The sequence below is a fragment of the Ruegeria sp. ABM4_193 genome, assembly GCF_056158705.1.
On sequence record NZ_JBSWTT010000003.1, the window covers coordinates 591,138 to 608,760 of the forward strand.

The following is a 17,623-nucleotide window of genomic DNA, read 5'->3' on the forward strand; positions in this document are numbered from 1 at the left end:
GGCGGTCGTACGAGAAGGGTTGAGTTCCAAACGATTTGAGAACTCAACCCTTTATGACGCTTTTGTCAGCCGCCTAAGCGTACGGTTTCGCCGCTTTCCATCGCCTGTTGTGCGGCGTGTCCCGTCCTGACAGCCCAAAGACCGTCCTTCAGGCTGACATCGGGTTGGGCCTTTTCGCCGCGCAGCACGGCCAGAAACCCTTGGTGCTGATAATAGGTCGATCCATTGTGGTCTCCGGCTGCCAGTATTCTGGCGTCTACGGGGACGTCTATTGACGTAGGCCCCTTGGGGTTGCGGGGGCTTACGATGACCTTGGGCACAGGCGGTTCCCCCAGATGATCAGGCCAAAAGCGTCCTGGTCCGGGAACCAGTGCCTCAACTTTGGCGTCGGGTCCAACGGCCGAAATTTCTTCCTGATACCGAGAGCCTTCCGCAAACATGCACAGCTCTAACATGGCGCGTGCGCCCGAGGCGAAATCGACAATAACGTACCCGTGGTCCAGAATATCCGGTGTTTCGCCTTCGTAGCTTTCGTCCAGATGGTTGACGGCTTGCCCCCCACTTGCGGTAACCCGCACCGGGTCGGATTGCAGGATCAAGCGCATGAGGTCGAAGAAATGACAGCACTTTTCAACAAAGGTGCCTCCGGTATTGCGATTAAACCGGTTCCAGTGGCCGACCTTTTCCAGAAATGGGAAACGATGCTCGCGGACAGACAGCATCTTTACGCCACCTGTTGCTTCCGCCTTGTCGATCAAAGCAGCAATTGGGGGCATGTATCGGTATTCCATCGCAACCCAGATTGGGCAGGGATAGCTACGCTCAACCTCTTCTAACCGGGCCGCATCCTTTGGGTCGGTGAACAACGGCTTTTCCACCAGCAGCGGCAGGGGTCGCGTTTCCGCGACTTCGCAGATCTGGTCCACGTGCAAGTGATTAGGGCTTGCTATGACAAGGCAATCCAAGTCCTCGACGGCCAGGAGCTCTTTGACCGAGCTCACCATCGTGGCATCCGGCGCAATGGCTTTGGCGGCTTTTGCCATCACCGGATCCGGCTCAAAAATCGCTGCCACGCGCGTCCCTTCCAACAGGCCGATATTGTGCAAGTGTTCTTGCCCCATCATGCCGCATCCTATCAGCCCGTAGTTGATGGTCCGGGTCATGCGTGTTTCCTTTTACTTCAAACGTTGGACGTAGTTGGCCCGATCCGGGTCGAACCATGTTTTCGAGAATTCAACGGGTTCAGCGGTCTCTGACCAGCTGAAACGTTCGATATACCCTACTGTTTGGCCCGCTGGTTTGGTGAAACTTTCGGGCGTCCAATCGGGAAGCGATTGGACCGAGACCCTGTCTTCGGCTCGAATGATCCAAAATCCCAATTGGCGTTGGTAGTAGCGGTAAAGAGAGTCGGACAAGAGGGTCCGGTCGATCAAACCTGCTGATTCGTCCAGCCAGATTTCTTCGACGGCTATGATTGTGTCATTCAAATAGCGCATCCGGCGCACGCGTGAACCTCGGCTCGACTTACCAAATTGCGGCAGATCGGATGGTTTATCCAGATGATCAACCGACAGAACATCGGCGCGTGGCAGGCCACCGCCTTCGGGCAGTTCAAGCCGGAACATCGCATAGACGCTGCTCTGCGTGCCCGTTTCGCGAATGTAGTTTCCCGAACCCTGGATGCGTTCCAGCATTCCCTTTTTTTCAAGCTCGGCGAGCGATTTTCGCAGTGTCCCGACCGAGACATTCAGATCAGCCGCCATCTCGCGTTCGGGCGGCAGGCGCTCTCCATCCATCAGCCGCCCTGCCGCGACATCTCGGATCAGCAGTTCCGCAATCTGGATGTAAACCGGAAGTGCGTTCGGATTTCGATTGGCAGAGGGCACAGTCAGTCGCTTCACTTGGTCGCGGGAAAAATTGATACACTATTGATCTACATCAAAGCGATTGCTACGCAAGAGAAAAAGCAAACGCTGCGCGGAGACCGACTCAGATGACTATCGTCCCCATCACATCCCCTGATCTGGACGCTGCTGAAGTATCGTGGTTTGCGGCACTTTGCTCGGACGATTATCAATTTCTGGGTGTGCCGGACGGCGATCTTCGATCCAGTTGGGAGCATTGCTCGGGCATCGTGAAAGAGGCCGAAGCACAGGGATTCCGCAACATCCTGTGCCCGTCTTCGTATCAAGTTGGTCAGGACACCCTGAGTTTTGTCGCTGGCTGCGCACCGATCACCGACAGGATCAACATGCTGGCCGCCGTACGCTGCGGTGAGATGCAACCGATCATGCTGGCGCGCACCATCGCAACGCTGGATCACATGCTGAAGGGGCGGCTGACCGTCAACATCATCTCATCCGACTTCCCCGGTGAGAAAGCCGACAGTGCATTCCGTTATCAGCGATCGCGCGAAGTGGTCGAGATTTTGAAACAGGCCTGGACGCAGGATGAGATCAACCACGCCGGCGAAGTGTACAATTTCTCGGGTCTGACGACCGATCCTGCGAAACCCTATCAGACCGGCGGCCCGCTGTTGTATTTTGGTGGATATTCACCTTCGGCTTTGGACTTGTGCGGTGAACATTGCGACGTCTACCTGATGTGGCCTGAAACCAAGGACCAACTGGCCGAACGGATGAAAGCCGTGCACGCAGTTGCCGAGAATTACAATCGAACGCTGGATTACGGACTGCGCGTCCACATGATCGTCCGCGATACCGAGGCTGAGGCGCAGGAATATGCGGACTACATCGTCTCGAAACTGGATGACGAATACGGTCGTGCCATTCGCGAACGGGCGCTGGACGCGACGTCGCTGGGTGTTGCGCATCAGGCCAAGAACCGCGATTTGGCAGATGAATACGGCTATGTCGAACCCGGTCTCTGGACTGGTGTTGGCCGGGCGCGGTCTGGCTGCGGTGCCGCTCTGGTCGGATCGACTGATCAAGTTATGTCGAAGATCGAGGAATACCAGAAGATGGGCATCCGCGCTTTCATCTTCTCGGGCTACCCGCACATGGATGAGGCCAAGCATTTTGGTGCTCGGGTGCTGCCCAACTTGAAAACCTGCTCGCTGCCCGAAGCTTACGGGCGCGTGCCAGCAATGACCCCAGCGACCCCACTGGGCAACGGAGAACGCCGCTGATGCAACGTGTGAAACTATCTGACTCGCTTGAGATGAGCCGCCTTGTCTATGGCATGTGGCGGCTGGGCGATGACGCGGATACATCCACAGGCCATGTTGAGGCCAAGATTCAAGCCTGCTTGGATCAGGGCATCACCACCTTCGATCAGGCCGACATTTATGGTGGTTACGCAGCCGAAGCTGTTCTGGGCAATGCTTTGCGCGCCAACCCGAGCTTGCGCCAGAAGATGGAGATCGTCACCAAATGTGACATCATCGCCCCGGTCGGCCGTTACGCGGATGCGAAGGTGAAATACTACGACACGTCGCGTGCGCATATCGTGAAGTCGGTCGATACCTCGCTGACAGAAATGGCCATTGACCATATCGACCTGCTGTTGATCCACCGCCCTGACCCTCTGATGGACCACCATGAAACCGGTGCCGCGCTGGACGAAGTTGTTGCCAGCGGAAAGGTGGGCGCTGTGGGTGTATCGAACTTCCGCCCCTGGGACTGGTCGCTGCTGCAATCGGCCATGAAGACCAAACTGGTCACCAACCAGATCGAGATCTCGCTGGGCGAGATCAGCCCCTTCACCAATGGCGATCTGGCGTTTCACCAGCAATACGGCCATCCGTTGATGGCGTGGTCGCCGCTTGGCGGAGGTCTGTTGATGGCCGGAAACCCTCCGGTCGGCGTTGTGGCCGATGAAGTCGCAGCCGAGTTCGGTGTGGACCGCGCCGCCGTCGCCGTGGCCTTCCTGCTGGCCCATCCGGCCAACATCCTGCCGGTTCTGGGCACCAACAATCTGGATCGGATCAAGCGCGCCTCAGACGCGTTGAAGGTCAAACTGGATCGCGAAGCCTGGTATCGCCTTTATGAGGCTGCGCTGGGACAAGAGGTACCTTGATGAACGCAATCTCAAAGGACATGACCCATACTTTCGTTCCGCATAAGGACGACACCCGCACCCTTCGTGACGCTTTTGGCCGCTTTGCGACCGGCGTCACCATCGTCACCTGCGACAGCGCAGATGGCCCGGTTTGCATCACCGCAAACAGCTTTTCGTCGCTGTCGCTGGACCCGCCGCTGATCATGTGGGCAGGCGACCGCAACTCACGCCGCTTCCCCTATTTCCACAAAGCCCGCCATTTCAGCGTCCATGTGCTGTCGGCGGAACAGGCCGAGCTTTGCTTTGGCTGTTCGAAAGACGCTTTTGCCCTGCGCGATATCGCGCATGAGCGCTGCGAAAACGGCACGCCGTTACTGTCGGATTGTCTGGCACGGTTTGAATGCGAGCAACATGCGTATCACGACGCGGGCGATCACGTTATTGTCGTAGGAAAAGTTCTGCGGGCCAGCATGGCGGATGGAGACGCGCTGACCTTTTACGCCGGGAAACTCGGCCAATTCGCGCAGCACTAAGCGCAATCTGACGACCGTGGGCATACCCGCGGCTGAACAAGGGAGGATCCGCATGGGCGGACTGGCATCGGTGCTTGCGCCGATTGCATTCGTGAACGAAACCGTGCTGCGTCTGGGCCGCGCGGTTGGTGTCGTTGCGATTGCACTCATGGTAATCGCAATCCTGATTCAGGTGTTCTTCCGATACGTTCTGGGCAATGCGCTGCCCTGGCCGGATGAGGCCGCGCGGTTCTGCATGTTGTGGATGACCGGTCTGATGGCCCCCACGGCGTTTCGGCGCGGGGGTTTTGTGGCCATCGACATGCTGGAGCGCTTTTTGCCGCGTTTTATTGGCCAAACGCTGAACTTGTTCCTGCTGGTAATCTCGTTCGCCGTGCTGTTGGTCGCCGTCAATATCGGCTGGTCCGAAGTGACTGGCTTTGGCGGTAGGTTCGCCACCGCCGCGCTGTACCTGCCCACATCTTTCGGGTTCGACGAATGGTACCGCATCCCGCGCAGCTGGATGATGGCCTCGCTGTTGGTGGGGATCATCTTGCTGATCTCGGTGAATATCGAGTTGATCCTGCGATCCTTCATCACTCTGCTGGGCGGAGGTCACCTGTTGCCCGAAATTCCTGATGCGGCAGTGGGGGCCGAATAAATGCTAATCTGGTTCCTGCCCACCTTTCTGGTTTTCCTGCTGATCGGCCTGCCGGTCTTTTTCGCCCTTCTGGCCGCGCCCGGTATCCTGCTGTGGCTGAACGGCCAGACCAACGACATCACGCTGCTCTACCGCAATGTCTATAACGGTATGGACAGCTTTCCTTTGATGGCGATCCCCTTCTTCATGCTGGCCGGAGAGCTCATGAACCGAGGCGGCATCACCATCCGTCTTGTTGAATTTTCACAGGCGCTTATGGGCCATCTGCGCGGCGGTCTGGCACATGTGAACGTGCTGAGTTCGATCCTGTTCGCAGGCCTCTCGGGATCTGCAGTGGCCGATACGTCCGCTTTGGGGTCGATGCTGATCCCGGCGATGGAGAAACAGGGCTATACCCGCAAATTCGCCGCTGCGATCACAGCGGCCAGTTCTGTGATCGGACCGATCATTCCGCCTTCGGGTATCATGATCATCTACGCCTATGTGATGGGCGAAAGCGTGGCCGCCCTGTTCCTTGCGGGTATCGTGCCGGGCGTGATGGTGGGCGTCGGCCTGATGCTGATGATCAAACTGATGGCTGACAAATATGACTTCCCCGTTGCCAGCCGAAAATACACGTGGCCCGAGCGGCGTCAGGCCAGCCTTAAAGCCTTCTTCCCGCTGATGACCCCGGTCATCATTCTGGGCGGTATTCTGGGCGGTATTTTCACCCCGACCGAGGCTGCAGCCGTCGCCGTAGGCTATGCCTTTATCATCGGTTTCTTCGTTCTGCGCACGTTGACATGGAAAGAAGTGCCCGAGGTGCTGAGCAACGCAGGTATGACATCGGCCGTTGTCCTTCTGCTGGTCGGCGCGGCGATGGCGTTCAAGACGGTCGTCAGCCTCAGCCATGCGCCGGAGCAACTGGCCTCGCTGATCCTGAGCCTGTCGGAAAACCCGCTGATCCTGCTGTTCCTGATCAATCTGCTGCTGTTCATCGTCGGCATGTTTCTGGATGCAGGCCCTGCGATCATCATCCTTGGTCCCATCCTTGGCCCGATCTTTACCAGTCTCGGTGTTGACCCGATCCACTTCGCCATCATCATGAGCGTCAACCTGACCGTCGGCCTCGCCACCCCGCCCATGGGCCTGGTCTTGTTTGTCGCTGCTGCTGTCTCGCGCGAACGGGTCGAAACCATCGCCAAAGCGATCCTGCCGTTCCTGGCGGTCGAAATCATCGTGATCTTCCTGATCACCTATATCCCCGCACTATCCATGACGATCCCGAGGATAACGGGATTTGCCAACTAACTGAGTTCCACAGGGAGGAAACGCATGCTCAGAAACTTCATCAAAACCGCAGCGGTGGCCACTTCGCTTGTGGCCGCGTCTGCCATCGCGGCAACAGCTGCCGACTACACGCTGCGCGCCACTGCCAATTCGAACGAAAACGACGAGGACTATGACGGCCTGATCGTCTTCAAGAACTATGTCGAGGCCGCCTCGAACGGCGCGATTGAAGTCGAATTGTTCATCGGCACACAACTGTGCTCGAACGGGGCCGAGTGCTTGCAAGGTGTGGCCGAGGGTCAAATCGACATCGTCATCCAAACCTCGGGCGGCACGTCAGGCATCTTCCCCTTTGTTCAGGTTCTGGACTTGCCATATCTGATGTCGGATGACCGTGTTGCTGAAGCTGCGCTGGCCAACGGCTCGCCCTTTGTGACCAAAATGCAGGAAATGGTCGCCGAGAACTCGGGCGGCGCGCTGCGTCTGATGACAATTGGCAACACTGGCGGCTGGCGCAACTTTGCCAACACGCAGCGCCGCATCCAAAGTCCCGGCGACATGGAAGGGCTGAAGATCCGCACCGTGGTAGCAGACCTGCCGCAGGAACTGGTCAAAGCGCTGGGCGCGGCCCCAACACCGATCCCGTGGCCGGAGTTGTTCACCTCGTTCCAAACCGGTGTTGTTGAAGGATCCAAGAACGGCATTACCGACATCATGAGCATGAAGTTCCCTGATGCCGGTCTGAAATATGTCACTCTGGACGGGCATGCATATATGGGTGCGCTGTGGTTCATGAACAACGAAAAGTTCATGTCGATGCCGCCAGAGCTGCGCAATGTCATCGTCGATGGATTCTATCAGCTGCAGCAGGCCACATTTGCTTCGCCCAAGCGCAAGTCGATCCAGGCGTATGAGGAATTCGTCGCCGAAGGTGGCGATCTCTATGTACCGACCCCGGAAGAGAAGGCCGCGTTCAAGGAAGCTGCGGCACCTGTCTATGATTGGTTCAAGGCCAATGTCGACGGCGGAGAAGCCGCCTTTGACGCCTTGACCGCAGCGGTTGCCGAAGCCGAAGCCGAGATTGCGGCGACGCGCGCTGCCGAGACGCAGTAAGGCTGTCTTACAAGAAAACCCTGCGCGCGGCCCAGTCGCGCGCAAGCCTGCCCCCGCTGCCGGAGAAACTCAGATGCTCGACCAAACCGATGCATTTCGCCGCCAAGGTTACCTCGTTTTCGAAGATGCACTCAGCCCGGAAGACCTGCAGATGCTACGCGGCACTTGCGACACGCTTCTGGAAGAGCCAGCCCACGATGGCGGCGGCAACGTGCACAAAATTGGGCTAGGCGACGCGCGACGCTTTCTGCGCCATCGTCACGCCGAGTTTCCTTCGCTGGAAGAGTTCTTGCTCGGCCCCAAAATCGCCGAGATCACCAGCGCCTGCGGGATCGAAGATCCGATGCTGTTTAACGAACAATTCGTGGTCAAAGGTGCGGGCAAAGGCGCGAGTTTTGCCTGGCATCAGGATGGCGCCTATGTCGGCTTTGATCACACACCCTATCTGACCGTCTGGATCGCAGTAGATGACGCGACAGAAGAAAATGGCTGTGTCTATGTCCTGCCGCGCGATTTGGACGCCGAGCCGGGTCTGGAACGGCATGAATGGCAGGATGAAAGCAACGAACTCAACGGGTATTTTGGCAAGGAAACCGGTAAGCCGATGACCTGCAAGGCGGGCACGATCGTAGCGTTTTCCAGCCTCACGCTCCATAGCTCGGGTGCGAATACGACTGCGAATCCGCGACGGGCTTTTGTGTGCCAATACTCCTCAGGCCCGATTATCGACCCTGTAACCAATGCCCCGAAACGGTTTGCAAAACCGCTTAAGGCTTGATCCCTCATCTGAAAGGGTACATCCACCCTTTGTAATCATTGACCAAAACATGCGCTCTTTCGATCTGCTCCGGCGACATTTTCTTGATTACTTCCTCAAGGCTGATCGCCGCGTCGGGATCGCCCCCAATGGCGCTGAGCGTGTACCACATGTAAGCCCTGACCAGATCAGGCGCGGGCATCCCAAGACCCAGCTCATAATACCAGCCAACCCCCGACTGAGCCCCCGGATGCCCCTTCATCGAGGCGCGCAGATACCATTCGAACGCGCGCTCATAGTCCCGTTCGACGCCCAGGCCCAGCCCGTACATCACGCCAATCAATTCCTCGGCCTCGGCATTGCCCGAGCGGGCGGCGGGCAGCAGTTCTTTGCGCGCGGCCTCAAACTCGCCGGCCTCCATCAAATCGCGCGCCTGTTCCAGTTCGGCGAGCGCCGGGCTGGCAAGCAGACAAAGGGCAAGTACAAACTGGCGCATGGGGTTGCTTTCCTCTTGGCCGGGAGCGCGGTGGCACAGGATGTGCCGCGCCCTCTGACAGATGATGACTTCCTGCCTTTTGATATGGAACAGGCCGCCATCGGTCATCAACTGTTTTACGATCCGATCCTGTCGGGCAATCGGAATATATCCTGTGCCCATTGCCACCACCCGGACTTCGGTACCTCGGATGGGGTGTCGCTGGGCATCGGAGAAGGCGGACAGGGGTTGGGGCCAGAGCGCACACCCGGCACCGGTGCAGACAGGATTCGAAAACGCATTCCCCGAAATTCGCCAGGGCTTTGGAACCTAGGGGCTAAAGACATCCACACGGTGTTTCACGATGGCCGATTGAGCATCTCGGATGTCTACGGCAACGGGTTCAACTCACCCGCGCAGGAATGGTTACCGGAAGGCTTAAACTCACTACTCGCTGCGCAAGCGCTTTTTCCGCTGACCTCGCAATTCGAAATGGCAGGCAATGTGGCCGAAAACCAAGTCACCGGGGCCGTCCATGATCGGATCGACAAAGGGTGGCCGATCCTTGCCAAACGCGTAAGAACGGATCCCCATTACGGCCCGGCAATGGTCGCAGCGTTTGATGAGATTGAAACCACGGAAGACATCACAATCACCCAAGTTGCCAACGCTTTGGCCGCTTTCATGGCCATCGAGTGGAGGAGCACCGATAGCCCATTCGACCAGTATCTGGCAGGGGACATGAATGCGTTATCAACAGTTCAAAAAGACGGGATGGATCTGTTCTATGGTAAGGCAAACTGTTCCGCGTGCCACGCGGGACCGTTGATGTCCGATCAGGAATTCCACGCTTTGGCCATTCCGCCTTTTGGTCCGGGCCGAACCCGTCAATGGGATCCGTATGCGCGTGACGTTGGTCGTATGGGTGAAAGCAATCGGTTGGAAGATGCCTACAGGTTTCGCACCCCCATGTTGCGCAACGTTGCTTTGACAGCCCCTTACGGTCACAACGGGGCTTTCCCCGACCTTGAAAGCGTCATTCGCCATCATCTTAACCCTCAGGCAAGTTTTAATGCCTGGACGCCCGATATGGCCGGGTTGCCTCAGGTTCCGTGGTTGCACGACGCTGACTTTTTGGTTTGGGATGATCGACTGGAAATGGAACGCCAACGCAGCAAAACTGACATTGATCCGATTGAACTCTCGGACATGGAAATTCAGAATCTGATCGCTTTTATGGACGCTTTGACAGGTTCCAGTGTGGATGCACCGATTTTTGGCGTGCCCAGTGGATTTGTTCCTTAGCTGTCCTTGTTTTCAGCAGGGTTGGACAAAGCCACGCCTTCAACCGTGATCCGGTGCATCAGGCGCCGAAAACCGTGATAGTCGTTGATTGCCTTGTGCCATGTGGCTCTGTTGTCCCACATCGTTATGTCGCCCGCGCGCCAGCGCACGCGGCATTGGAACTCGGGTTGTTTGCAGTGCTCGTACAGCATCGCAAGAATTGCATTAGACTCGTCTTTGCTGAGCCCTTCGATATGCGTTGTGAAGACAGGGTTCACAAAAAGACCACGACGCCCGCTGAGTGGATGTGTGATGACAATGGGATGGTGCGCATCTTGTGTTGCGGCGTCTGCGTTGCCCAATCGACCGCTCTTGGCGGCTTCGCTGTCTTGTATGGTGGCACCAAATACATGACGCGAGGAATGCACAGCAGTCAGCCCGTCTAGAAACTGACGCATTGGGGCCGAGAGTGCCTCATACGCGGCAGCCATGGACACAAACAGCGTGTCTCCTCCATAGGGCGGCATCTCAATCGCATGCAGGATTGATCCCATGGCTGGCGCTTCGTCATAGGAATGATCGGTGTGCCACCCTTCACCCACCGCTTCTTTCTGGTCTTTTTCTTTGAGGACCGTCGCAATCTCGGGATGGCCATCAACCGGTTTGAAGAAACGGTTGACGTTGATCGCGCCAAAGCTGCGAGCAAAGTTCAGATGGTCTTCAGGGGTGGCAGTTTGACCCCTTAAGACGATAACGGAATACTTGGCAAAGGCTTGGTGGATATCAGGGAATTGCCCGCTGTCTCGAATATCGGCGCCGTCGATTTCAGCGCCCAAGCCGCCGGTGAGGGGTGTGATGTCCATCGGGGTGCTCCTGCTTTTTCAAGATCAGGATAAAGGACGATTGGGCTTTGGAGAAACGGAATTAGTGAGCACTGCGCCGCTGGGCATTCTGGACAGCAGACCTCGGACCATGGTCCTAATCCAGTGCGGATCTGGACGAATAGTAAAACGCTATGGCCTGAGTTCTGTTTTTCACGGCCAGCTTGTCATAGATATTGGACAGGTGAAATTTGACCGTATTCGTCGAAATCTGAAGCTCTTTTGAAAGGTCCCGATTTGACATGCCTTGGGCCAAGGCTTCAAGAATGGTGCGTTCTTTGCGGGACAGGCTTTGGATTGGGTCCTGTTGCATTTTCCGAACGTCGATGAATGGAAAGACCATTTTGCCAGCCGCCACATCGGCGCAGGTTTCAAGCAAGCCTTCGACCTCGCCGGATCGCGCTGCGAAACCGGCAGCCCCGGCTTGCATGGCCAGCCGCGGCGTTTCGCTGGTGACATCCCCATACACCACAAACCGTGGAGCATTGGCCTGTTCTCGGAGAACCTCGATCAGCTTTGCTGCTCCGAGCACCGGGAGGTTCCAGTCGACCACCCCGACCTGAACCGGAACCCGCATGACGGTACCCAAGAACCCTTCGGCGGTGGCTGACGTCGCCACCAACGAGAATCGCGGATCGCGTTCAAAGATTTCAGACATGGCAGACAGAACCAGCGGATTGCCGTCTGCCAGCATGACATCAATAGGGGTACTTGGAGCGCCAATCATCTGTTTTTACCCAACTTTCGCAATTCCCTACCCAAACGGGTAGGAAATAACTCAGTATACCTTGGTATTTTTACCAAAATGGGTGGGAATTTCCCCATCCTTTTGGTCATCCTAAAGCAGTAGTAAGTTACGTTGCGCCATTGCGCAAGGCGGCGTTTTCTGTCCGGCAACGAAACATGACGGGTCCAAGAGCCCGACCAACGCCGAGGATGACAGACGATGACGTTTCAGATTTTCCCTCCTCTTGAGATCCCCGAGACTCTGGCCGCTGGCCCGGGGCCGGGCAACACCGACGCCCGTGTCCTGCGCGCCTTCAGCAGCGCAGGCGTGGCGGATCACATGCAGGGTGACGTTCTGCGGGGCATGATCGAGTGCAAACACATGCTGCGGAAAATCTGGGGCACGTCCAACACGTATACTTTTGCGGTCGCAGGCACCGGTTGGAGCGCTCTGGACGCTATGTTCTCTGCCGTCATGCCGGGCGACAAGGTCGTGGCGTTTGCCAACGGGACATTCTCGGGTATCGACGCTCTGACCCTGCGGATCAAGGCAGCTACACCTCAAGAACACGCGTCCAACCCGCTTGACCCACAAGCCGCCAGTGTCACCGTGATCGAGGTTCCACATGGTCAGCCGGTGACATGTGAACTGGTTGACGCTGCTTTGTCTGAGCACCAGCCCAAATGGGCGTTCATGGCGCATTGGGAAACCGGATCCGGGCGTGTCAACGATCTGCGCGGCTTTTCGGACGCCTGTGAACGCAATGGTGTCATGGGTCTGATCGACGCGGTTTCGTCGTTGGGTGCGGATGATTTTTCAATTGACGAGTACCCCGGGATCGCCGGGTGGGCGTCTTGCCCGCAAAAAGGTCTGTGCTGTCTGCCGCTGACCTACGCGCCGGTCAGCTTTACGGATGCTTATATCGAAAGTTTGAAGGCGTCAGGTGCATACTCCTATGTTCACAATCCGATCTTTGAAGCGCGCCATTGGGGCATTGTCGATGGGCAAGACGTAGAGAAGGGAACTTATCACCGGACGCATTCGGGATACGCCGTTGCGGCGTTCCACGAAGCCCTGCGACTGACCCTGCAAGAAAGCCTGGCAAAGCGGGCCATGGCCTACCGCACTCATGAGAAGGTTCTGCGCGATGCGGTGATCGAAATGGGCTGCGAAGTGACATCGGACATGCCCAGCCTTGTTGTTCTGAACCTGCCGCCGGAACTGGCGGGGCGTGAGATGGAGCTGGTCCAGAACTGCCGCGCACGGGGATTTGGCATCTGGCCGACTCTCAGCGCTCCGGTACAGGTGCGGATCGGAATCCTCAATCAGCTGAACCGGGACGCGGTCAGCCGGATCATACGCCTGTTTGCCGAAGCCCTTCGCGAGCTGGGCGGAGAGGTTGATCGAGATGCGATCGAGGCATTGCTTGAAAGCCGCTACGGCACTTCAATCGCTGCTTAACCACACTGCATGAACGGGAGGATTGCAGATGGATATTCATGAATACCAAGCGAAAGAACTTCTTTCCAATTTCGGGGTGGACGTCCCTGCGGGCGCGCTTGCCTACAGCCCGGAACAGGCAGCCTATCGGGCGCGCGAGCTGGGCGGTGACAAATGGATCGTCAAAGCGCAGGTCCATGCGGGTGGGCGCGGCAAGGCCGGAGGGGTCAAGCTGTGCAACACTGAAAACGAGATTTATCAGGCCTGCGATGACCTGTTTGGTCGCAAGCTGGTCACGCATCAAACGGGGCCGGAAGGCAAAGGGATCTACCGCGTTTACGTCGAAGCCGCCGTGCCGATTGATCGCGAGATTTATCTGGGCTTTGTTCTGGACCGATCCAGCCAGCGGGTGATGATTGTTGCCTCGTCAGAGGGTGGTATGGAGATCGAGGATATCTCGGCCGACCGTCCGGACAGCATCGTGCGATCCATTGTGGAACCGGCAGTTGGGCTTCAGGAATTCCAAGCGCGTGAAATTGCGTTCAAGCTTGGTCTTGAACCCAAGCTGATCCAGCAGATGGTGCGCACAATGCAGGGGTGTTACGCCGCGTTCAGCGACTTGGATGCCACCATGGTCGAGATCAACCCGCTGGTCATCACCGGCGACGACCGTGTTCTGGCGTTGGATGCAAAGATGAGCTTTGACGACAACGCTCTGTTCCGCCACCCGCAGATCGCCGAACTGCGCGACAAAAGCCAGGAAGACCCGCGCGAAAGCCGTGCGGCGGACCGGGGGCTGTCTTACGTGGGTTTGGACGGAAACATCGGTTGCATCGTCAATGGCGCCGGTCTGGCGATGGCCACAATGGACACGATCAAGTTGGCCGGCGGTGAGCCCGCAAACTTCCTTGATATCGGTGGCGGGGCTTCGCCAGAACGGGTTGCCAAGGCGTTTCGGCTGGTGCTGTCGGACACCAATGTTCAGGCCATCCTCGTCAACATTTTCGCTGGCATCAACCGTTGCGATTGGGTGGCCGAGGGCGTCGTCCAGGCGCTGAAAGAATTGGATATCGACCTTCCGGTCGTTGTCCGGCTCGCTGGTACGAATGTCGAAGAGGGCCAGAAGATCCTTGCCAAGTCCGGCCTTCCGATAATTCGCGCCACAACACTGATGGAAGCGGCAGAACGCGCCGTGGGCGCATGGAAAAACGACCTTACCCAAGGCACCAAGATGAGGGCTGTGTAATGAGCATTCTTCTCGATCGTGACTCGCGTGTCATCGTACAAGGTATTACCGGCCGTATGGCGCGGTTTCACACCAAGGACATGCTGAAATATGGTACGAATGTCGTAGGCGGCGTTGTTCCCGGCAAGGGAGGCGAAACCGTCGAAGGCGTTCCGGTTTTTGACACTGTCAAGCAGGCCGTTGAGGCGACCGGCGCAGATGCTAGCCTTGTGTTTGTTCCCCCACCGTTTGCAGCGGATTCGATCATGGAAGCAGCGGATGCCGGTATCCGGTACTGCGTTTGCATCACCGACGGTATCCCGGCGCAAGACATGATCCGGGTGAAACGCTACATGTACCGCTATCCCAAGGACAAACGTATGGTTCTGACTGGTCCAAATTGCGCGGGCACCATTTCGCCGGGCAAGGCGTTGCTGGGGATCATGCCGGGTCACATCTACCTGCCGGGGCATGTCGGGATCATCGGTCGCTCGGGCACGCTGGGCTATGAGGCCGCAGCGCAGCTGAAAGAGCGCGGGATTGGTGTTTCGACCAGCGTCGGGATCGGGGGCGACCCCATCAACGGGTCATCGTTCAAGGACATCCTTCAACGGTTCGAAGACGACGAAGACACCCATGTCATCGCCATGATTGGTGAGATTGGCGGCCCGCAGGAAGCCGAGGCGGCAGAGTATATTCGTGACCACATCACCAAACCGGTGATCGCCTATGTTGCGGGCCTGACTGCTCCGAAAGGGCGGACCATGGGCCATGCAGGTGCGATCATCTCGGCCTTTGGCGAAAGCGCCAGCGAGAAGGTCGAAATCCTGTCTGCCGCTGGAGTGACCGTGGCGGAAAACCCTGCCGTGATTGGTGAAACAATTGCGCGTGTGATGGAGGCTGCGTGATGGTCAAACCTTCGGTTCTTGTGACCCGTCGCTGGCCTGCTGCCGTCGAGGCGCAGTTGGCCGAGAACTATAACACCGTGCTGAACACCGGGGACAAACCTTTGTCCCCGTCCGAAATCCGGCAGGCGTTGAAATCCTATGACGCGGTCTTGCCTACGGTAACCGATACGCTCAGCGCCGAGGCGCTGGACGTATCTGGCGCGCAGACAAAAATCCTTGCGAATTATGGAGTGGGCTACAGCCATATCTGTGAGCCGTCTGCCCGCGAACTGGGTATGACCGTGACGAACACGCCCGATGTTCTGTCCGAGTGCACGGCGGACATTGCCATGACACTTCTGCTGATGGTGGCCCGCCGCGCCAGCGAAGGCGAACGCGAGTTGCGCGCCGGAAACTGGACCGGTTGGCGACCCACGCATCTGGTGGGGACCAAAGTCAGCGGTAAGACGCTTGGCATCATCGGCTATGGGCGCATCGGTCAAGAAATGGCCCGCCGTGCGCATCACGGCTTTGGCATGGACGTGCTGGTCTATAACCGCAGCCCGGTGGACCCGGCTGTATTGGCGCGGTGCAATGCCACTCAGGTCACGTCAATTGATGAGTTTTTGCCGCAATGCGATTTCGTCTCACTTCATTGCCCCGGCGGGGCTGCGAACCGCCACATGATCAATGCGCGCAGGCTGGACCTCATGAAACCTGACGCGTTCCTGATCAACACAGCGCGTGGTGAAGTCATCGACGAACGGGCGCTGGTCCAATCGCTTATGTTCGACATGATCGGCGGTGCAGCACTGGATGTGTTCGATGGCGAACCCCGCATCTGTGCAGATCTGCTGCAATGCGACAACCTCGTGATGCTGCCGCATCTTGGCAGCGCCACCCGCGAGGCGCGTGAGGCAATGGGGTTCAGGGTTTTGGATAACCTGAGTGACTTCTTTGAAGGCCGAGAGCCACGCGATCGGGTGATCTGACCCACCCAACATACCAATCGAATTTGTCGATGCGGCCCTGAGGACTGCATTGACCCCTTCCCACAGGAGAATTGCCCCGTGAATGCGCCGCACCGTACAGACGGATTTTTCACCCAGTCCCTGTCGGACCGTGACCCTGAGCTTTTCGGCTCGATCACGTCCGAGCTGGGCCGTCAGCGCGACGAGATCGAGCTGATTGCATCCGAGAACATCGTCTCTGCCGCCGTGATGGAAGCGCAGGGCTCGGTGATGACCAACAAATACGCCGAAGGTTATCCGGGTCGGCGCTATTATGGAGGTTGCCAGTTTGTCGATATTGCCGAGAACCTGGCCATCGACCGGGCCAAGGAACTGTTTGGCTGCGGCTTTGCCAATGTGCAGCCGAACTCGGGCTCTCAGGCCAACCAGGGTGTGTTCCAGGCGCTGATCCAGCCCGGTGACAATATTCTGGGCATGAGCCTGGATGCCGGTGGTCACCTGACCCACGGCGCGCGCCCGAACCAGTCGGGCAAGTGGTTCAACGCGGTGCAATACGGCGTCCGCAAAGAAGACAACATGCTGGACTATGATCAGGTCGAGGCGCTGGCGAAAGAGCACCAGCCCAAGCTGATCATCGCCGGCGGCTCGGCCATCCCGCGCCAGATCGACTTTGCCCGCATGCGCCAGATCGCCGACATGGTGGGTGCCTATCTGCACGTGGACATGGCACACTTCGCCGGTCTGGTGGCGGCGGGTGAGCATCCCAGCCCCTTCCCACATGCACATGTGGCGACCACGACCACGCACAAGACCCTGCGTGGACCGCGTGGGGGTATGATCCTGACCAATGATGAAGATATCGCTAAGAAAGTGAATTCGGCGATCTTCCCCGGCATTCAGGGCGGCCCGCTGATGCATGTGATCGCCGGTAAGGCCGTGGCCTTTGGCGAAGCCCTGCGGCCCGAGTTCAAAACCTATATCAGCCAAGTCATTACCAACGCGCAAGCGCTGTCGGACCAGCTGATCAAGGGCGGTCTGGACACGGTGACCCACGGCACCGACACCCATGTGGTGCTGGTCGACCTGCGCCCCAAGGGCGTGAAGGGCAATGCAACCGAGAAGGCTCTGGGCCGGGCGCATATCACCTGCAACAAGAACGGCGTACCGTTTGACCCCGAAAAGCCGACCATTACCTCGGGTATCCGTCTGGGCTCACCCGCAGGCACCACCCGCGGCTTTGGCGAGGTCGAGTTCCGCCAGATCGCCGATTGGATCATCGAAGTGGTCGACGGCCTGGCGGCCAACGGCGAAGACGGCAACGGCGCTGTCGAAGCCAAGGTCAAAGCCGAGGTCGCAGACCTCTGCGCCCGCTTCCCAATCTATCCGAACTTGTAAGGCCAA

At 57.9% G+C, this 17,623-nt stretch carries 18 protein-coding genes; 13 read left to right on the forward strand and 5 right to left on the reverse strand.

Going from position 1 to position 17,623, the window contains the following annotated elements:
- Window positions 1-65: 65 nt before the first annotated feature.
- Both ACXADZ_RS21020 and ACXADZ_RS21025 read right to left on the reverse strand, forming a co-directional pair.
- On the reverse strand, window positions 66-1,163 hold the full coding sequence (locus tag ACXADZ_RS21020; RefSeq protein ID WP_475199641.1) for a Gfo/Idh/MocA family protein: 1,098 nt from the start codon (window positions 1,161-1,163) through the stop codon (window positions 66-68).
- A 12-nt stretch (window positions 1,164-1,175) separates the two neighbouring features.
- On the reverse strand, window positions 1,176-1,886 hold the full coding sequence (locus tag ACXADZ_RS21025) for a GntR family transcriptional regulator (protein WP_171095670.1): 711 nt from the start codon (window positions 1,884-1,886) through the stop codon (window positions 1,176-1,178).
- 107 nt (window positions 1,887-1,993) lie between these two features.
- On the opposite strand from ACXADZ_RS21025, the gene ACXADZ_RS21030 reads away from it, so the two are divergent.
- The 7 genes from ACXADZ_RS21030 (at window position 1,994) to ACXADZ_RS21060 (ending at window position 8,353) form a co-directional block, all read left to right on the forward strand.
- Window positions 1,994-3,148, forward strand: a complete 1,155-nt coding sequence (locus ACXADZ_RS21030) for an LLM class flavin-dependent oxidoreductase (RefSeq protein ID WP_171095386.1) — start codon at window positions 1,994-1,996, stop codon at window positions 3,146-3,148.
- Window positions 3,148-4,038, forward strand: a complete 891-nt coding sequence (locus ACXADZ_RS21035) for an aldo/keto reductase (protein ID WP_171670872.1) — start codon at window positions 3,148-3,150, stop codon at window positions 4,036-4,038. The genes ACXADZ_RS21030 and ACXADZ_RS21035 overlap by 1 nt, the downstream gene beginning before the upstream one ends.
- Window positions 4,038-4,553, forward strand: a complete 516-nt coding sequence (locus ACXADZ_RS21040) for a flavin reductase family protein (protein ID WP_475199644.1) — start codon at window positions 4,038-4,040, stop codon at window positions 4,551-4,553. Before ACXADZ_RS21035 ends, ACXADZ_RS21040 begins: the two co-directional genes overlap by 1 nt.
- A 52-nt stretch (window positions 4,554-4,605) precedes the next feature.
- Window positions 4,606-5,193 carry a TRAP transporter small permease gene (locus tag ACXADZ_RS21045; RefSeq protein ID WP_475199646.1) on the forward strand — a complete coding sequence of 196 codons (588 nt, stop codon included), beginning with the start codon at window positions 4,606-4,608 and terminating at the stop codon, window positions 5,191-5,193.
- A complete protein-coding gene (locus ACXADZ_RS21050; protein ID WP_171095379.1) occupies window positions 5,194-6,483 on the forward strand; it encodes a TRAP transporter large permease in 1,290 nt (429 codons plus the stop codon). It abuts the gene before it with no gap.
- Window positions 6,484-6,507: 24 nt separating this feature from the next.
- Entirely contained in the window at window positions 6,508-7,575 is a 1,068-nt protein-coding gene (gene dctP, locus ACXADZ_RS21055) for a TRAP transporter substrate-binding protein DctP (protein ID WP_171670869.1), read from the forward strand.
- 73 nt (window positions 7,576-7,648) lie between these two features.
- Window positions 7,649-8,353 (forward strand): phytanoyl-CoA dioxygenase family protein, encoded by a 705-nt coding sequence (locus tag ACXADZ_RS21060; protein WP_171670867.1) that lies wholly within the window; start codon window positions 7,649-7,651, stop codon window positions 8,351-8,353.
- A 4-nt stretch (window positions 8,354-8,357) separates the two neighbouring features.
- Here ACXADZ_RS21060 and ACXADZ_RS21065 read toward each other — a convergent pair whose 3' ends face one another.
- Window positions 8,358-8,828 (reverse strand): tetratricopeptide repeat protein, encoded by a 471-nt coding sequence (locus ACXADZ_RS21065; RefSeq protein ID WP_171095376.1) that lies wholly within the window; start codon window positions 8,826-8,828, stop codon window positions 8,358-8,360.
- A gap of 30 nt (window positions 8,829-8,858) precedes the next feature.
- Here ACXADZ_RS21065 and ACXADZ_RS21070 point away from each other — a divergent pair, with 30 nt between their 5' ends.
- Entirely contained in the window at window positions 8,859-10,112 is a 1,254-nt protein-coding gene (locus tag ACXADZ_RS21070; RefSeq protein WP_475199650.1) for a cytochrome-c peroxidase, read from the forward strand.
- Here the strand turns inward: ACXADZ_RS21070 and ACXADZ_RS21075 are convergent.
- Window positions 10,109-10,954, reverse strand: a complete 846-nt coding sequence (locus ACXADZ_RS21075; protein ID WP_475199652.1) for a TauD/TfdA dioxygenase family protein — start codon at window positions 10,952-10,954, stop codon at window positions 10,109-10,111. The genes ACXADZ_RS21070 and ACXADZ_RS21075 overlap by 4 nt on opposite strands.
- Before the next feature lie 115 nt (window positions 10,955-11,069).
- A complete protein-coding gene (locus ACXADZ_RS21080) occupies window positions 11,070-11,699 on the reverse strand; it encodes a response regulator transcription factor (RefSeq protein WP_253284794.1) in 630 nt (209 codons plus the stop codon).
- Between the two features lie 219 nt (window positions 11,700-11,918).
- Here ACXADZ_RS21080 and ACXADZ_RS21085 point away from each other — a divergent pair, with 219 nt between their 5' ends.
- From ACXADZ_RS21085 to glyA, 5 genes are all read left to right on the forward strand, one after another.
- The gene (locus ACXADZ_RS21085; protein ID WP_475199657.1) at window positions 11,919-13,160 is read left to right on the forward strand and encodes a pyridoxal-phosphate-dependent aminotransferase family protein; all 1,242 of its coding nucleotides are present in this window, start codon (window positions 11,919-11,921) and stop codon (window positions 13,158-13,160) included.
- Between the two features lie 28 nt (window positions 13,161-13,188).
- Window positions 13,189-14,385: a malate--CoA ligase subunit beta gene (locus tag ACXADZ_RS21090; protein ID WP_475199659.1), complete on the forward strand. Its 1,197-nt coding sequence runs from the start codon at window positions 13,189-13,191 to the stop codon at window positions 14,383-14,385.
- Entirely contained in the window at window positions 14,385-15,272 is an 888-nt protein-coding gene (gene sucD / locus ACXADZ_RS21095) for a succinate--CoA ligase subunit alpha (protein WP_171187157.1), read from the forward strand. Before ACXADZ_RS21090 ends, sucD begins: the two co-directional genes overlap by 1 nt.
- Complete coding sequence (locus ACXADZ_RS21100; RefSeq protein ID WP_475199661.1) at window positions 15,272-16,243, forward strand: 2-hydroxyacid dehydrogenase; 972 nt, start codon at window positions 15,272-15,274, stop codon at window positions 16,241-16,243. The genes sucD and ACXADZ_RS21100 overlap by 1 nt, the downstream gene beginning before the upstream one ends.
- 78 nt (window positions 16,244-16,321) lie before the next feature.
- Window positions 16,322-17,617, forward strand: a complete 1,296-nt coding sequence (gene glyA, locus ACXADZ_RS21105; RefSeq protein WP_475199663.1) for a serine hydroxymethyltransferase — start codon at window positions 16,322-16,324, stop codon at window positions 17,615-17,617.
- The last annotated feature ends 6 nt before the right edge of the window (window positions 17,618-17,623 follow it).

Bases quoted from the DNA above. Each gene is read 5' to 3' on its own strand.
- ACXADZ_RS21020 (WP_475199641.1), bottom strand. From the start codon at position 1,163: ATGACCCGGACCATCAACTACGGGCTGATAGGATGCGGCATGATGGGG.
- ACXADZ_RS21030 (WP_171095386.1), top strand. From the start codon at position 1,994: ATGACTATCGTCCCCATCACATCCCCTGATCTGGACGCTGCTGAAGTA.
- ACXADZ_RS21035 (WP_171670872.1), top strand. From the start codon at position 3,148: ATGCAACGTGTGAAACTATCTGACTCGCTTGAGATGAGCCGCCTTGTC.
- ACXADZ_RS21040 (WP_475199644.1), top strand. From the start codon at position 4,038: ATGAACGCAATCTCAAAGGACATGACCCATACTTTCGTTCCGCATAAG.
- ACXADZ_RS21045 (WP_475199646.1), top strand. From the start codon at position 4,606: ATGGGCGGACTGGCATCGGTGCTTGCGCCGATTGCATTCGTGAACGAA.
- ACXADZ_RS21050 (WP_171095379.1), top strand. From the start codon at position 5,194: ATGCTAATCTGGTTCCTGCCCACCTTTCTGGTTTTCCTGCTGATCGGC.
- dctP (WP_171670869.1), top strand. From the start codon at position 6,508: ATGCTCAGAAACTTCATCAAAACCGCAGCGGTGGCCACTTCGCTTGTG.
- ACXADZ_RS21060 (WP_171670867.1), top strand. From the start codon at position 7,649: ATGCTCGACCAAACCGATGCATTTCGCCGCCAAGGTTACCTCGTTTTC.
- ACXADZ_RS21065 (WP_171095376.1), bottom strand. From the start codon at position 8,828: ATGCGCCAGTTTGTACTTGCCCTTTGTCTGCTTGCCAGCCCGGCGCTC.
- ACXADZ_RS21075 (WP_475199652.1), bottom strand. From the start codon at position 10,954: ATGGACATCACACCCCTCACCGGCGGCTTGGGCGCTGAAATCGACGGC.
- ACXADZ_RS21080 (WP_253284794.1), bottom strand. From the start codon at position 11,699: ATGATTGGCGCTCCAAGTACCCCTATTGATGTCATGCTGGCAGACGGC.
- ACXADZ_RS21085 (WP_475199657.1), top strand. From the start codon at position 11,919: ATGACGTTTCAGATTTTCCCTCCTCTTGAGATCCCCGAGACTCTGGCC.
- ACXADZ_RS21090 (WP_475199659.1), top strand. From the start codon at position 13,189: ATGGATATTCATGAATACCAAGCGAAAGAACTTCTTTCCAATTTCGGG.
- sucD (WP_171187157.1), top strand. From the start codon at position 14,385: ATGAGCATTCTTCTCGATCGTGACTCGCGTGTCATCGTACAAGGTATT.
- ACXADZ_RS21100 (WP_475199661.1), top strand. From the start codon at position 15,272: ATGGTCAAACCTTCGGTTCTTGTGACCCGTCGCTGGCCTGCTGCCGTC.